The 15463-nt window shown below is 76.9% G+C and carries 8 protein-coding genes; 3 read left to right on the top strand and 5 right to left on the bottom strand.

Annotated features, from left to right (window positions below; genetic code table 11):
• From recD to recC, 3 genes are read right to left on the bottom strand one after another with little or no spacing between them, the layout of a single operon-like run.
• Positions 1-1839, bottom strand: coding sequence for an exodeoxyribonuclease V subunit alpha (gene recD, locus F1D97_RS08905; RefSeq protein WP_236120178.1), 1839 nt, complete (start codon positions 1837-1839; stop codon positions 1-3).
• Positions 1836-5267 carry a UvrD-helicase domain-containing protein gene (locus tag F1D97_RS08910; protein ID WP_236120179.1) on the bottom strand — a complete coding sequence of 1144 codons (3432 nt, stop codon included), beginning with the start codon at positions 5265-5267 and terminating at the stop codon, positions 1836-1838. The genes recD and F1D97_RS08910 overlap by 4 nt, the downstream gene beginning before the upstream one ends.
• Positions 5264-8692, bottom strand: a complete 3429-nt coding sequence (gene recC / locus F1D97_RS08915; protein ID WP_236120180.1) for an exodeoxyribonuclease V subunit gamma — start codon at positions 8690-8692, stop codon at positions 5264-5266. Before recC ends, F1D97_RS08910 begins: the two co-directional genes overlap by 4 nt.
• Positions 8693-8752: 60 nt before the next feature.
• Here recC and rlmC point away from each other — a divergent pair, with 60 nt between their 5' ends.
• Together rlmC and F1D97_RS08925 are read left to right on the top strand one after the other, a co-directional pair.
• On the top strand, positions 8753-9871 hold the full coding sequence (gene rlmC / locus F1D97_RS08920; protein ID WP_236120181.1) for a 23S rRNA (uracil(747)-C(5))-methyltransferase RlmC: 1119 nt from the start codon (positions 8753-8755) through the stop codon (positions 9869-9871).
• Between the two features lie 137 nt (positions 9872-10008).
• Complete coding sequence (locus F1D97_RS08925) at positions 10009-11994, top strand: DUF7937 domain-containing protein (protein ID WP_236120182.1); 1986 nt, start codon at positions 10009-10011, stop codon at positions 11992-11994.
• Positions 11995-12016: 22 nt separating this feature from the next.
• Here the strand turns inward: F1D97_RS08925 and mtnN are convergent, their stop codons facing one another.
• Positions 12017-12754, bottom strand: a complete 738-nt coding sequence (mtnN, locus tag F1D97_RS08930) for a 5'-methylthioadenosine/S-adenosylhomocysteine nucleosidase (RefSeq protein ID WP_236120183.1) — start codon at positions 12752-12754, stop codon at positions 12017-12019.
• Entirely contained in the window at positions 12751-13215 is a 465-nt protein-coding gene (locus F1D97_RS08935) for an S-ribosylhomocysteine lyase (RefSeq protein WP_236120184.1), read from the bottom strand. Before F1D97_RS08935 ends, mtnN begins: the two co-directional genes overlap by 4 nt.
• 118 nt (positions 13216-13333) lie before the next feature.
• On the opposite strand from F1D97_RS08935, the gene F1D97_RS08940 reads away from it, so the two are divergent.
• On the top strand, positions 13334-15454 hold the full coding sequence (locus tag F1D97_RS08940) for an acyltransferase family protein (protein ID WP_236120185.1): 2121 nt from the start codon (positions 13334-13336) through the stop codon (positions 15452-15454).
• Positions 15455-15463: the final 9 nt, after the last annotated feature.

Consider the following 15463-nt stretch of genomic DNA (forward strand, 5'->3'; position numbering starts at 1 on the left):
CTAGGCCGACGGTGACCCGAGCCCGGTCGCGCGCTGCACGCGGCGTCGTACCGCGGCGCGCACGGCGTCCTGCGTCCCGACGACACGCAGGTGCTCGCGCGCTCGCGTGACGGCGGTGTAGAGCAGCTCGCGCGTGAGCAGGGGCGAGGTCGCGGGCGGCAGCAGCACGCTCACGCGCGTGAACTGGCTGCCCTGCCCGCGGTGGACGGTCATCGCGTGCACGCCCTGGACGGGCGGCAGGCGGTGCGTCGGGACGAGCCGGTGCCCGTCGGAGGTCGCGAACGCGACGGCGACCCCGTCGGGCGTGGCGACCACGACGCCCGTGTCGCCGTTCGCGAGCCCGGTGGCCCGGTCGTTGCTCGTGACGATGAGCGGCCGGCCGGGCGGGAACGGCGCACCCGAGCGGCCGCCGGTCTCCTGCGCGACCCACTCCTCGGCGAGCGCCGCCCAGTGCGCGACCCCCGCCGGACCGCGGCGGTGCGCGAGCAGCAGCCGGTGCTCGCCGAGCGCCGCGAGCGCGCCGTCCGCGTCGCCCGCGCGCGCCGCGGTGACGAGCCGGCGGCCCGTGGTGCGCACGTCCGCCTCGAGCGTCGCGACCTCGGTGGGCGTGGCGACGTCGCCGACGGTCTCGACCCACTCGACCGACGGCCCGCCCGCGCGCAGGAGCGCGACCGTGCGCTCGTCGTCGCCGTCGCGGATCGCTCGGGCCAGGTCCGCGAGCGCGCGACCGAACCGGTGCTCGCGGGTCAGCTCGACGACGCCGTGCGGCAGCGACACGACGAGGTCGCCCAGCACCGCGCCGGCCTCGACGCTCGCGAGCTGGTGCGCGTCGCCGACGAGCACGACGCGCGCCTGCGGGCGCACGGCCTCGAGCAGTCGCGCCATGAGGGACAGCGACATCATCGACGTCTCGTCGACCACGACCACGTCGTGCGGCAGCCGGTGCCCGGCGTGGTGGCGGAACCGCGTGCTGCTGCCCGGACGACGACCGAGCAGGCGGTGCACGGTGCTCGCGCGCAGCTCGCCGACGCGCTCGCGGTCCGCGTCGAGCGCGAGCGCCGCGACCTCGGCGTTGACCGACTCCTGCAGGCGTGCGGCGGCCTTGCCCGTGGGCGCTGCGAGCGCGACGCGCAGCCCGGGACCGGCGACGTCCTGCAGCGCCGCGACCAGGCGCGCGACGGTCGTCGTCTTGCCCGTGCCCGGGCCGCCCGTGAGGACCGTGAGCCGGGACGTCGCCGCGGTCCGCAACGCGGCGCGCTGCCGCTCGTCGTCGGGGGACGGGAAGAGTCGGTCGACCGCGGCCTCGAGCCGTCCCTCGTCGACCTCGACGCGTGCGAGCCGCTGCGTGACCTGCGAACGGACCTCGACCTCGTCGCGCCAGTAGCGGTCGAGGTACAGGCGCCCGCCGGCCCACCGCAGCGGGCGGTCGTCGGGGCCGTCCGGGCCGTCGGCGACGGCCGGGCTGGCCCGCACGGCCGTGACCCACGCGTCGAGGTCGGGCCACGGCAGGTCGACGAAGGCGGTGGGGGAGACGGCGCCCTCGTCCTGCGTGTCCTCGTCCTGCGCGTCCTCGTCCTGCGCCGGTTCGACGAGCGTGCGGGCGTCCGCGAGCACGACGCACACCGACCCGGCGCGCAGCGCCCGCACCGCGAGGGCGGCCGCGAGCCGGACGCGGTCGTCGTCCTCGCCGCACAGGCCCGCGACCCGGCGCGCCACGTGCACGTCCGCCGAGGTGAGCACGCGTGCGGCGACGAACGGCGCGAGCAGGCCGGTGACGCGCCAGGGCACGTCCGGGCCGGTGTCGGCGCCGGGCGTCACGAGAGTGGTGAGGTCGCTCATCGGGATCCCGCCAGGAGGTCGGACAGCGCGAGCACGAGCGGCGTCGGGGCACGCCACGCGAGCACGCCCGTGGGGGCCGGGCCGGCCGGGCCGTCGAGCACGGGGGTCTCGGGTCCGAGCATTCCGCGCACGAACAGGTACAGCCCGCCGCCGAGGTGCGCGTCGGGGTCGTAGCCCGGCACGCGCCAGCGCAGTAAGCGGTGCAGCGCGACCGAGTACAGGACGAGCTGCAGCGGGTAGTGGTGCTCGACCATCGCCGCCAGCATCGAGGCGGGTCGGTAGTGCCACGCCGACAGCGGCTCCTCCCACGGGCCGAGGCGGTTGGTCTTGTAGTCGACGACGAGGTAGCGGTGCCCGCCCGGGGCGTCGTCGGACGGGACGCGCAGCACCGCGTCGATGCTGCCCGTGAGGTAGCCGCGCAGCGCGCTCGCCGCGAGCACGGGGTCCGCGAGCCGGTCGGCGTAGCCGGCGAGCGCGTCGTCGTCGGCCACGTGCGCGCGCCACAGCGCGGCGACGTCCCGCAGCGACGCCGCGGCCGGCGCGTCGGTGGCGGCCCGCACGCGGTCCCCGCCGGCGAGCGGCAGCTCGAAGTCCAGCTCGGGCAGCCGGTCGGCGGGCGCGACGTCCGCGAGCGTCAGCCCGTCGGCGAGCGTGCCGAGCGGGGTGCGCAGCGCGGGCAGCAGGCGTGCGGCGAGCTCGTCGGGACCCACCGGCAGCGCGCGGCCCGGGTCGGCCTCCGCGCAGCGCAGCGCGACCTCGGCGGTCAGGTCAGGGGCGCGCGTGTCGACGTTCTCGAGCACGTGGTGCACGAGCGTGCCGAACGCGGTCCCCGCGGGCAGGTCCGCCATGGGGGAGCCGAGCCCGCGCAGCGCGGCCTCCTCCGAGCCGTCGTCGGCCTGCGCGGTGTCCGACGACGCGAGCGGTGCGCCCTCGGGCTCGTCCTGCACGCCCGTCGTCTCGGGCTCCGACGACGGCGCGTGGTGGTGCGCGTCGTACGCCGCGGCCGTGAGACCGGAGTACGAGGTGCGGCGCCACGCGGTGTCGAGCGCCCGGTCGAACCTCGCGAGCTCGAGCCGCGGTGCCGGCACGGGCGGCGGTGACCACCGGGCCCGCGGCCGGGCCTGCGTGACGAGCTCGTGCACGAGCGCCCCGCCGGTGGTCGCGGCGAGGCCGGCGAACGCCTGGGCCGCGTCGTCGTCGGACGGCACCGGCACGACCGCGGCGGGCGTGCCGTCCGCGTCGCGCGTCGCGAGCAGGAGGCGGGACAGCGGGGAGCGTTCGGAGTTGCGGCTCGGTGCCCACCAGACGACGACCTGGCTGTGCGCACGCGTGAGCGCGACGTACGTCAGCCGCAGCTGCTCGCCCGCCTCGTCGTCCTGGTGCGCGCGCAGCCCCTCGGCGTACCCCGGGCTGCCAGGACCGCCCACGTGCAGCGTGCGCGCGTCGTCGCGGTGGAAGCGCAGCACGGGCGGGTCCGACGGCACCCACGTGTCCCACGCGAACGGCACGAGCGTGACGGGGAACTGCAGGCCCTTGCTCGCGTGCACCGTGATGACCTGGACGGCGGCGGCGTCCGTCTGCAGGCGGCGGCTGCGCTCCTCGGCGTAGTCGCGCGCGGCCTCGTCGATGCGCGCGCGCAACCACTCCAGCAGCGCGGACGCCCCGAGCCCCTCCTGCACCGCGACCGCGTGCAGCGCCTCGCCCACGTGCCGCACGTCGGTCAGCTCGCGCTCGCCGTCGGCCCGACGCATGACGCGCTCGCGGATCCCCGCGGCGGCGGCGGCCTCGAGCAGCGCGGCGACGCCGTGCGACGCGAGCGTCGCCGACCAGGTGCGCACGCGCTCGGCGAGCCGGTCGCGAGCCTCGTCGTCGGCCAGCGCGAGGTCGGCCGCGGTCCAGCCCAGGAACGGGGTGAGTGCCGCGCCCGCGGCGAGCCGTGCGTCGTCGGGTCGCGCGAGCGCGGACAGCAGCGTGAGCCAGTGCTGCGCGGAGCGCGTGCCGAACACGCTCGCGAGCCCCGAGATCACCGCGGGGACGCCCGCCTCGGCGAGCGTGCGCTGCACGGCCTGCGCGTCGCGGTTGCGGCGCACGAGCACCGCGACGTCGCCCGGCCGCACGGGTCGCTCGCCGTCGTCCTCCACCACCCGGTGCGTGCGCAGCGTCTCGACGACCTGCGCCGCGACGTCCGCGTAGAGGAAGTCGCGCACGGCACCGACCGGCGGCGCCTTCGTCGGCGACGTCCGCAGCGCCTCGCGCGTGACCTGCCGCAGGACGACGGGCGGCCCCCCGCGCAGCCGCCGCCCCGTGCGACGTGCCTGCACCGGGCGCACGACGATGCGCGGGTCGCCCAGCGCAGCGCCCTCGAGCACCGGGCGCAGGCCGGCGAGCACGTCGGGGTCCGCGCGGTGGTTGTGCGCGAGCGTCGCGCGGCGCGCGTGCTGCGCCGCGACCAGGTACGTCGCGACGTCGGCGCCGCGGAACGCGTAGATCGCCTGCTTCGGGTCGCCGATCAGGACGAGCGTGCGCTCGCCCGCGAAGGCCGCCTCGAGGATCTGCCACTGCACCGGGTCGGTGTCCTGGAACTCGTCGACCATGACCACGCGGTACGCGCCGCGCACGCGCTCGCGCGCCGCGGGCCCGGTCACCGGGTCGGTGAGCGCGTCACGCAGCAGGGTGAGCAGGTCGTCGTAGTCCACGACGCCGGACGCCCGCTTGCGCCGCCGCATCTCGGCGCGCGCGACGTCGGCGAGCTTGAACCGGTGGAACGCGCGCGTGCCCGGCTCGGCGTCGGTCGGCTCGAGCGCCGCGGCGTGGTCGGAGATCGCCGCGTGCATGAGCTCGCGCGCCTCCGGGACGGTGACGAGCGGCTCCGCCTGCGCCGCGTACGTGCGCAGGTACAGGTCGTCGACGACGTCCGCCTCGAGGTCCGCGACGTCGGGCACGAGCACCGCGTCGTGGTCCATGTCGGCCGTCGTGCCGAGCATCGCGAGCATCTGCTGGCAGAAGCCGTGCGTCGTCGTGATGGTCGCGGCGTCGAACTCCGCGACGGCCCGCGCCACGCGCGCGCGGCGCCTTTCGGCCTCGCCGGGCGGCACGTCCGCGAGCAGCGCCACCACCTCGTCCGACGACGAGCGCGCGGTCGCCGGTGCGCGCAGCGCGCGCTCGACCTCGACGAGACGCGAGCGCACGCGGTCGCGCAGCTCGGTGGTCGCGGCCCGGCCGAACGTCACGAGCATGAGCTCGGGCAGCCGCACGTCGAGCTCGGCGACGTACCGCACGGCGAGCGACGCGATGGTCCACGTCTTGCCCGTGCCGGCGCTCGCCTCGAGCACGACGGTCTCGACGCCGGGCAGCGGGCCGCGTACGTCGAACACCGGCACGTCGAACACCGGGACCTCGACGACGTGCCCGGGAACCGGCTGGCTCACACGGCCTCCTCGAAGCGCTCGTGCTGCAGCAGCGCGTCCCACACGCGGGTCGCGAGTGCCCCGAACCTCGTGGGTTCGTGCGGGCGCAGCGTCCGGTCGAGCTCGGTGGGTTCACCGAGCACGTCGTCGAGCTCGAACCCGTCGCCCCACGCGAGCACGTGGTACGCGTCGACCCGCTCGAACCCGCCGCGGCCGTTCTCGGCGTCGTCCAGGGAGCCGAGGCATCGGCGCGCCGCGCGCAGCGCGTCGGACGTCGAGCCGCGTTCCCACCGGCTCGTCGCGTACGCGTGGCTCGTGCGCGTGATCAGCGGGATCGGCGCGAGCAGCGCCTCGTCGCGCACCGCGACGAGCTCGCTCAGCAACTCGCGCGCGTGCTCGGCCTCGGGGGCGCGCAGCACCGACCGGGCGGCGTCGCCCCGGCCGCGCCCGATCGTCACCGCACGCCGCACCCGCGCGCCGCTCGCGGCGAGCGCGAGCAGGTGCAGCCAGGACGCGAGCAGGTGCTTGGGCGCGAGCCGGGAGTACACGACGCGGACCAGGTCCTCCCCGCGCAGCCCGGCCACCGTCCCGGTGACGGCCCGGCCCGCGTGGGGCAGCGCGACGCGCACGTCGCACGACGAGGGCTCGGCCGCGAGGTAGGGGGCGGCTGCCTCGAGGATCGGCCGCGCCTCGTCGAGGATCGCCTCGAGCGCCGCGCCGCCGAGCTCGCGCGGTGGCAGGTGCCCGCGGCGTCGCTCCGCGGCCGCCGCGGCGGCCAGGTCGGCGCCGTCGAGCGCCGCGGTGAGGATCCGGTCGCCGATCGCCCAGCGCGTCAGGGCGTCGGGCTCGAGCGGCATGCGGTCGTCGAGCTGCGGCTCGTCGCGGGGGAGCGTCGCATCGAGGCGCTGCGTGAAGAACGCGCGAGGCGCGTGCTGCAGCGCCGCGACGAGGTCGGTGAGGTCGACGTCGGCGCCTGCGTCCTCAGGCACGGGAAGCGGCGACGGGACGAGGACGTCGGACGCGGCGCGCGGGCCGGTCGCGGCCCGGGCCGCCGCGAGGTCGAGCGCATCGAACCCGAACGGCCCCGGCCGGCCGAGCGCGCCGGGTGTGAACACGCGCGGGTCGACGGGCTGCAGCGGGTGCTCGACGACGAGCGCGCCGCGCGCCCCGCCGAGCAGCTCGACGGCCTCGTCCACGGCGTCGAGCAGCTCGCCCACGGGCACGCACGGCGGGCGGTGCGCCCCGGTGCGCTCGTCGGCGCCGGTGTGCAGCACGACGAGGTGCTCGGTCGCCGACGTGACGGCGTCGAGGAACAGCTGGCGGTCCTCCTGCCGGCGGTCGCGCTCGCCGACGAGCGGGTCGCGCGCGAGCAGGTCGTCGCCGTCGCGGCGTCCGCCGCGCGGGAACGCGCCGTCGTCCATGCCGAGCAGCACGACCACGCGGTGCGGGACGGCGCGCATGGGCGCGAGCGAGCAGACCGTCAGCGCACCCGTGCGGAACCCGGCGCGCGTCGGCCGCCCCTCCAGGCGCGGCGCGAGAAACGCGACCACGTCCGGCAACCGCAGCACGCTCGTGCGGCCCGCGGCGTCGGTGCGCGCGTCGGCGAGCACGCGCTGCGCCTCGGCCTGCTGCCACCGGTCGGCCGGAGCCACGTCGGTGAGCAGCAGCAGCGCCCGGTCGATCGCGTCGAACCAGTGCGCGGCGGGGTGCGCGCCGGACAGGTCGGCGAGCACGCCGGTGAGCCGGTCCAGCAGCTCCGCGACGCGCCCGACCAGCGCGACGTCCGAGGAGCCCACGTCGTCGACCGGCAGCACGGCCCCGACGTACCGCTGGCCCTCCTCGGCCATCGCGACGCCCAGGAGCAGCCGGTCGAGCGCGGCGGACCACGTGCCCTGCGGGACCGACCCGAGCCGGTAGCGGGCGCGCCGCTCGACGTCCTCGCCCCAGTGCACGCCGGACTCGAGCGCCCACGCGCGCAGCCGGTCGAGCGCGTCGTCGTCCAGCCCGAACCGCCGCCGGACGGGGGCGGTCTCCGCGAGGTCCACGACGGCCGACGCGGTGACGCGGGAGCCCGCGAGATCCAGGAGCGTGGTGAGCACCGCGAGCACGGGGTTGGCGCGCGCCGGGGACCGGTCAGCGATGCGCACGCGCAGCGTGCGGCCCGGGTGCTCGGGCGTGGGGGAGCCGTCGGGCTCGTCGGGCGCCGGCCCGAACACCGCGTGCACGAGCGGCGCGAACGCCTCGACGTCCGGGCACATGACGAGCACGTCGCGCGGCTCGAGCGTCGGGTCGTCCGCGAGCAGCCCGACGACGACGTCGCGCAGCACCTCGACCTGCCGCGACCGTCCGTGGCACGCGTGCACCTGCACCGAGCGGTCGGCGGGGTCCGCCGGGACACGCGACGACGAGCCCGGTGGTGCGTCCGCGCGCACGCGCGCCTGCAGGGCGCCGAGCACGCTCGCGGCGGGCGGGGGAGTCGCGACCTCGTGCACGACCGGGTCGAGCGCCTTGACCCGCGCGGCGAGCTCGGACGCGTCGTTCGCCATCGAGCGCAGCAGCGGGTGCCGCGCGGGCGAGGTGGTCTTGCGCCGTCGGCGGGTCCCGTGGACCGGTTCGACCGCGCGCCACAGCGCGAGCGACGGCTGGGGGAGCCACACGTGCACGTCCCGCCGCGCCGCGAGCGCGTCGAGCACCGCGAGGTGCGCGGCGGGCAGCGACGTCGGTCCGAGCACGTGCAGCCGCTGCGGCAGGTCGACCAGCTCCGGCTGCTCGACGAGCCGGGCGACCGCGTCGTCGACGCGCAGCGCGGGCGGCGGGCCGAGCCGCTCGACGAGCAGGCGCCACAGCTCCGCCTGCCACGCGAGGTCGTCGGGCAGCGGACCGCCCGCGCCGTCGCCGGCCGGTGCCGAGCCCCAGTCGCGTGCGAGCGACGGCCGACGCGCGTCGTACGCCCACAGCAGGCGCGCGACGCGCTGCGCGAGGTGCAGCCGGCGCCCGGCGCGCAGCTCGTCGTCCTCGCCGCTCGTGCCGCTGGCGTGCGGGTGCGTGCCCAGGTGGTGCGCGACCGTCGCGAGCCACGGCTCGTGCGCGCGGGAGTCCAGCACGTCGAGCACGTCCCACTGCAGCGCCTCGGGTCGCCACGGGTCGGTGCGGCGGTCGACGCCGGCGACGGCCGCGAGCACGTCGGCGACGACGCGCGAGGGCGGGTCGAACCGCACGTTCGCGCACACGCCGTCCTCGGCGCCCGAGCCGCCCGCGCCGAGCCGGTGCGCGAGGCGCTGCGCGACCCACCGCTCGACGCCGCGGGTCGGCACCGCCACGAGGTCGGGCGCGAACGGGTCCGCGGGCGGCGTCCGGAGCTCGTCGGCCAGCGCCGCGACGAGCGCGTCGGCGCGCTCCGCGACGTGCACGTGCAGACGGCCTGCTGCGCTGCGTTCGTCGCCCACGTCCGCACCCTAGCCACCCGGACCGACGGTCGCCGGGACGCGGGCCCGTACCCTGTGGACGTGCAGTGCTCCTACTTCGACGCGGGGCTGTGCCGGTCCTGCGGCTGGATGGGACGCCCGTACGACGAGCAGCTCGCCGCCAAGGAGGCCCACGCGCGCGGCCTGCTCGCCGACCACCCCGAGACCCGATGGCTCCCTGCGGTCGCGAGCACCGAGTCCGGCTTCCGCAACAAGGCCAAGATGGTCGTCGCGGGCACGGTCGAGCACCCGACGCTGGGCATCCTCGACGCCGCCGGCCGCGGCGTGGACCTGCAGGGCTGCGGCCTGTACCCCGACGAGCTGCGCGCGGCGTTCCCCGCGGTCGCCCGGTTCGTGACCCGGGCCGCGATCGAGCCGTACGACGTGCCGGCCCGGCGCGGCGAGCTCAAGCACGTCCTGCTCACGCGCGCCCCCGACGGACGCCTCATGATGCGCCTGGTGCTGCGCTCGCAGGAGGCGGTCGCGCGCATCCGCAAGCACCTGCCGAGCCTGCTGGCGGAGCTGCCGTCCCTCGCGGTCGCGAGCGTCAACGTCCTGCCGGAGCACAGGGCCGTGCTGGAAGGCGACCTGGAGCTGCCGCTCACCGAGCGGCAGGCGCTCACGATGGACGTCGACGGCGTCGCGCTGCACCTGCGCCCGCGCTCGTTCTTCCAGACGAACACCGAGGTCACCGCCGCGCTGTACCGCCAGGCGGCCGCGTGGGTGCAGGCCGCGGCGCCGACGAGCGTGTGGGACCTGTACTGCGGGGTCGGCGGGTTCGCGCTGCACGTGCGCGCGCCGCACGTCGTCGGCGTCGAGACGAGCGAGGAGGCGGTCGCGAGCGCGCGCGCCACCGCGGCCGAGCTCGGCCGGAGCGCGACGTTCGTCGCGGCGGACGCGACCGCGTGGGCGCTCGCGCAGGACGCGCCGCCGGACCTCGTCGTGGTCAACCCGCCGCGGCGCGGTATCGGTCCGGTGCTCGCGGACTGGCTCGAGGGTTCGGGCGTGCGGCGCGTCGTCTACTCGTCGTGCAACGCGGTCTCGCTCGCGCGCGACCTGGCCGCGATGGGCTCGTTCGCGGTGCGCGAGGCGCGCGTGTTCGACATGTTCCCGCAGACCACGCACTACGAGGTCGCCGTCCTCCTCGAACGTCGCGCCTGAGCCGGGACCCGGACCGGACCTGACCGCCGGGCGGTCGGCCGATCGGGCGTGAACCGGACGAACCGGGCACCCGCGCACGGCTAGGCGGCTACAGTCACGTCGGCACCCGCCCGCGAGGACGACGAAGGAGCGCGACGATGAGCAGCCCGGACGAGCAGCCCGGCGGGCACCCGTACGCCCAGGGCGGCTACCCGCCGCCGCCCGCCAAGCGCCCGAGCGCGTTCGCGAGCGTCCCCGTGCGCGACTACCTGACCGACGCCCTCGCGCTTCTCCTGCTGCTCATCAGCCTCGGGCTCGGGTGGGACTACCGGTACACCGCGGGCGAGCGCATCGAGGTCGTCCTCGTCACGGTCGTCTCGATGCTGTCGCTCTCGCTGTTCTACCTCGCACGGTTCGGGGCGCTGCCGCGCGGTTGGACCAACCGCACGGTGCTCGGTGCGCGGGCGCTCGCGAACCTGCCGTACGTGCTGCTGGTGGCCGTGTACCTCGTGCTCGACACGGGTGTCGCGTTCCGCGAGCAGGTCGTGGGGGAGGTCGTCCCCGGCGGCATCGGTCCCGCGGTCGCGGTCGGTCTCGCGGGCGTCGCGGTCGCCGCGGGACCGCGGGTCGCCGAGCTCGGCAGCGCGCGCACGGTCGAGGCCGTCACGGCCTGGACGCGCCGCGCGCTCGTCGCCCTGCTGGCCGTGGCGGTCGCGCTGCAGGTCCTGAGCCTCGCCGAGCTCACGACGAACCTCGACCTCCTGCTGCGGGTCGACGGCGGGTGGGGTCTCGCGCTGGCCTCGTTCGTCGGGATCGTGCTGGTGACGGTGGTCGTGGGGCTGCCCCTCCTGCTCGTCGTGCGGCACTCCGCGCCGTGGCGGTGGGTGCTGCTGGCGGTCGCGATCACCGCCACCGTCTGGTTCGTGTTCTACGGCCCGTACCACGGCGAGCAGCCCGGCTCCGGCTTCCACACCGCGGCGTCGGTCGCGTCCGGGCACGTCGGCTACGTCGTGCTTCCCGCCGCTGGCGCGGTGATCCTGTTCCCCGTGTGGCCGCGGCTCGTGCGGCCCGTCGCGCCGCCCGAGCGCGAGTGGTTCGGCGTGGCCGAGCGGTCGTGGCTGTCCGTCGTCGCGGTCGCGGCCGGCTCGGCGCTCGTGCAGCTGCTGGTCGTCGTGACGTCCGGGACGACCGGTGCCGGGATCGAGGGCTGGCGCGTGGTGGCCGTCGTCGTGCTGCTCCTGGCGGGGCTCGCGGCGTTCGTGGCCCGGACCGTGCACACGGGCGACCCGGCCGCGGGCCGACCGGCGGCGATCGTCGCGACCGTCGTGGTCGCCGCGCTCGGGATCGTGGTCCTCGCGCTCACGGGCGAGGACCACGCGCGCGACATCGGCACGGTCGACCTGACCCTCCTGCTCGTGGCCTTCGGGCTGCCCGTGCTCGCCGCCGTCGCGCTGCTCGGCCCCGCCCCGGTGCGGGCGTGGTACGCCGTGCACGGCGGGGCCGTGCGCGAGCCGTGGACCGGTGAGTCGCAGCCGTCGTTCGCGCACCCGGTGCCCACGGGGGTCCCCACGCAGGCGTCCGCGCCGGTGGTACCCGTCGCCGAGCCCACGCCGGTCGCCGAGCCGGTGGCGGCGCCCGTGCCCGAGCAGGTCGACGAGCTGACGCACCCGCGCTCGACCCCGCCCACGGGGTCGCTGCCCGCGGTCGCGGACCCCGCGGCGCCCGAGCCCACCCCGACGGTCCCGCTGCAGCGCACGGAGCCGGACGTCGCGGGCGTCGGAGAGGTCGCCCAGCCCGTGCCCGAGGCGGAGCCCGTGCCCGAGGCGGAGCCTCTGCCGGAGGAGGAGCCGACCTGGTTCGACGAGTACGCCGACGTCGAGCCGGTGGGGGAGCCGCCGGTGGCCGCGCCCGTCGCCGCGCCTGTCGCCGCCGTCCCGCCCGTGGCGCCCGCGCACCCGTTCACGGCCGCGCAGGCGAGCGACCCGGCCACGGACCTCGAGGTGCTCGCCGCGATCGCCGCGCAGGCACCCGAGCTGCGGGTGCACCTCGCGTCGAACCCGTCGACCTATCCCGATCTGCTGGAGTGGCTCGGTCGGCTCGGGGACCCGGCGATCGACGCCGCGCTCGCGAACCGGCGCCGCTGAGGCGGCGCCGGTCCGCGAGCCGTCAGGAGTCGGCGGGCAGCGAGCGGAGCAGCTCGCGCACGACGGCCGCGGAACGGTCCGCGGCGTCGTCGACGTGCGTGGTGAACTCGCCGGCCTCGACGGGGCTGCACAGGTCGCTGATGCCGCGCACGGACAGGAACGGCACGCCGAACAGGTGCGCGACCTGCGCGAGCGCGGCGGACTCCATGTCGGTCGCCAGCGCCGCGGGGAACGCGGCGCGCACGCCCGCGACCCGCTCGGCGTCGACGAACACGTCGCCCGAGACCACGTCGCCGCGCAGCACGCGCACGCCGGGCTCGACCGGCCACGCGGGCAGCGTGCCGGCCGCGGCGAGCGCGCGGTCACGGAGCTCCTCGTCGGCCGGGTACGTCGCGGGCATGCCGGGCACCTGGCCGAGCGCGTAGCCGAACGCGCGCGCGTCGGCACCGGAGTGCGTGTGCTCGTCGCCGACGACGACGTCGCCCACCCGCACGCCCGCGCCGAGCCCGCCCGCGCTGCCGCCGCTCACGAGCACGCGCGTGCGGTGCGCGGCGAGCGCGACGGCCGCGGCGGACGCGGCGTTGACCAGCCCGATGCCGGCGCGCACGAGCAGCACCCGCCGTCCGCCGAGCCGCAGCGACGTGTGCTCGCCGCCGCCGGGGGCCAGCATCGAGCCGCCGACCTCGTCGGCCGCGTCGACGAACGCCTGCGCCTCGACGGGCATCGCGACGACGACGACCGCGTCGAGCCGTGCGCTCACGCGGTCACCGTCGACCACTCGGCGCGGTGCGCGAGAAACTCCCGCGCGGCGTCCTGCGCCCCGCTCAGCGTGTGGTTGGCGCCCCAGCCGCACTGCACCTCGTTGGCGGCGGGCACCTCGGTCGCGTCCAGGACGTCGCGCAGCGTCGCCTCGACGAGGTCGAGCACCTCGTCGTACTCCCAGCGCCCGGCGAGCGTGAGGTAGAAGCCGGTCTGGCAGCCCATGGGGGAGAAGTCGATCACCCGGTCCGTGTGGTTGCGCGAGTGCTCGGCGACGAGGTGCTCGAGCGAGTGGATGGTCGGCATCTCGAGGTGCGCGACGTTGGGCTGCGTGAAGCGCACGTCGTACTTCTCGATGACGTCGCCTGCGGGCAGCACCTTGGTGTCCGCGAGGCGCACGTAGGGCGCCGCGACGGTGCGGTGGTCCAGGTTGAAGGACTCGACGTTCATGCGGTCGGGCATCGGGGTCTCCCAGGGTCGACGACGGCCGCCATTGTCTCCCGCGCCGACGTGCGGTCCGGCCCCCGCGGTGCGTCGTCTCACCGTGCGGCACCCCGCCGCGCGGGGCTAGGGTCCCCGGGTGCCCGCTCCCCAGCCGCTCACGCTCGCCGAGGCCGCCCCGCGCCCGGCGGTACGCGAGCCTGCCTCACCGGGTGCCCCCGCGGGCGCCCGGCAGGGCTTCCGGCGCGACGTCCAGGGGCTGCGTGCGGTCGCGGTGCTGCTGGTCCTCGCGTTCCACGCGGGGCTCCCGGTGCCGGGCGGGTTCGTCGGGGTCGACGTGTTCTTCGTCGTCTCGGGCTTCCTCATCACGGGGCTCGTGGCCGACGAGGTCGCGCGCACGGGCCGCCTGCGGCTCGGGAGGTTCTACGCGCGGCGTGCGCGCCGCCTGCTGCCGGCCGCGGCGCTGACGCTCGTCACCGTCGTCGTCGCGACCACGGTGTGGCTGCCGGTGACGCGCTGGCGCGACGTCGCGGGTGACGTGGTCGCGACGTCGCTGTACGTCGTCAACTGGCGGCTCGCGGACCGTTCGGTCGACTACCTCGCGCAGGACGCCGCGGCCAGCCCGGTGCAGCACTTCTGGTCGCTCGCGGTCGAGGAGCAGTTCTACGTCGTGTGGCCCCTGCTCGTGGTCGCGCTCGTGGCGCTCGCGCGTCTGCGCGGGCGCCCGGCCTCGCGGCGGGGCCTCGTGCTGGGCGTCGCCGCGATCGGTGCGGCGTCGCTCGCGTGGTCGGTCGCGCTGACCGTGGCGGACCCGTCGCGCGCGTACTTCGTCACGACGACGCGCGCCTGGGAGCTCGCCGCGGGCGCCCTGCTCGCGCTGCTCACGCACCGCGTCACGCGCCTGCCGCAGCGCGTGCTCCTGGCCGGCGGATGGTGCGGGCTCGCGCTCGTCGCCGTCGCGGCGTTCACGCTGAACGGCTCGACGCCGTTCCCCGGGGTCGCGGCGCTCCCGCCGGTCGGCGGGACGGTCCTGGTCCTGGCCGCGGGCCTCGTCGGTCCCGGCCTGCGTCCCCTGACCGCACGCGTGCTGCAGCCCGTGGGCGCGACGTCCTACTCGCTGTACCTGTGGCACTGGCCCGCGGTCGTGCTCGCGACGAGCCTGACCGACGGACCGCCGCCGACGAGCCTGCTCGTGGTGGCCGTGGCGCTCTCGGTGCTGCCCGCGGTCGCGTCCTACGTGCTCGTCGAGAAGCCGCTGCACACGTCCGCGCGCCTGCGCGCGAGCGCGGGACGTTCGGCGGTGCTCGGCGTCGTGTGCACGCTCGTCGGCGTCCTGGCGGCGGGCCTGCTGCTGCGTGCCGTCGCAGCCGCTCCCGACCACTCCGCACCCGGAGCCGCGGTCCTGCGGGACGGCACGTGGACCGGACCGGACCAGGCCACCGACCTGCGCAGGCTCGTGCCGGCGCTCGCGGACGCGACGCTCGACGTCGCCGACCTCTACGCCGGCGACTGCCACCAGAACGCGCTGGGCACCGATCCCGCGGCGTGCACGTTCGGCGACGAGGACGCGAGCACGGTCGTCGCGCTCGTCGGCGACTCGCACGCGGGGCAGTGGCAGCCGCCGCTCGCCGCGATCGCGCGCGAGCAGGGCTGGCGCCTCGACACGTACACCAAGGGCAGCTGCGCGCTGACGTCGGCGCCCACGTGGCTCGGCACGGTCGACGGCCCGTACACGCAGTGCACGCAGTGGAACGCCGCGGTGGTCGAGCACCTGCTCGCCGACCCACCGGACGTCGTCGTGACGAGCAACAACCAGGTCGAGGTCGCGGCCGACGACGGCTCCCGGCTCACCGGGGCCGCGGGCGACGAGGTCGCGGTCGCCGGTCTGCAGGACACCTGGCGCACGCTGGCCGACGCGGGGATCACGGTCCTCGTCGTGGGGGACACCCCGTGGGTCGGCATCGACGTGCCCGAGTGCGTCGCTCGGCACGAGGGCACGTGGGCCACCGAGTGCAGCGTCCCGAGCGACGTGCCCGAGCGACGCTCGGGGCTCGCGCAGCAGCGCGCCGCCGCGGCCGCGGCCGACGTCCCGCTGCTCGACCTCACCGCGCACGTGTGCCCCGACGGGACGTGCCCCGCGATCGTCGGCGGCGTGCTGGTGTGGCGCGACGTGAGCCACGTGACCGCGAGCTACGTGCGCACGCTCGAACCCGAGCTCCGTGACTGGCTGCTCCCGCTCGTCCCGACGCCCACGGGGTAGACCCGTGAG

Source organism: Cellulomonas palmilytica (genome assembly GCF_021590045.1).
Classification (GTDB): domain Bacteria; phylum Actinomycetota; class Actinomycetes; order Actinomycetales; family Cellulomonadaceae; genus Cellulomonas; species Cellulomonas palmilytica.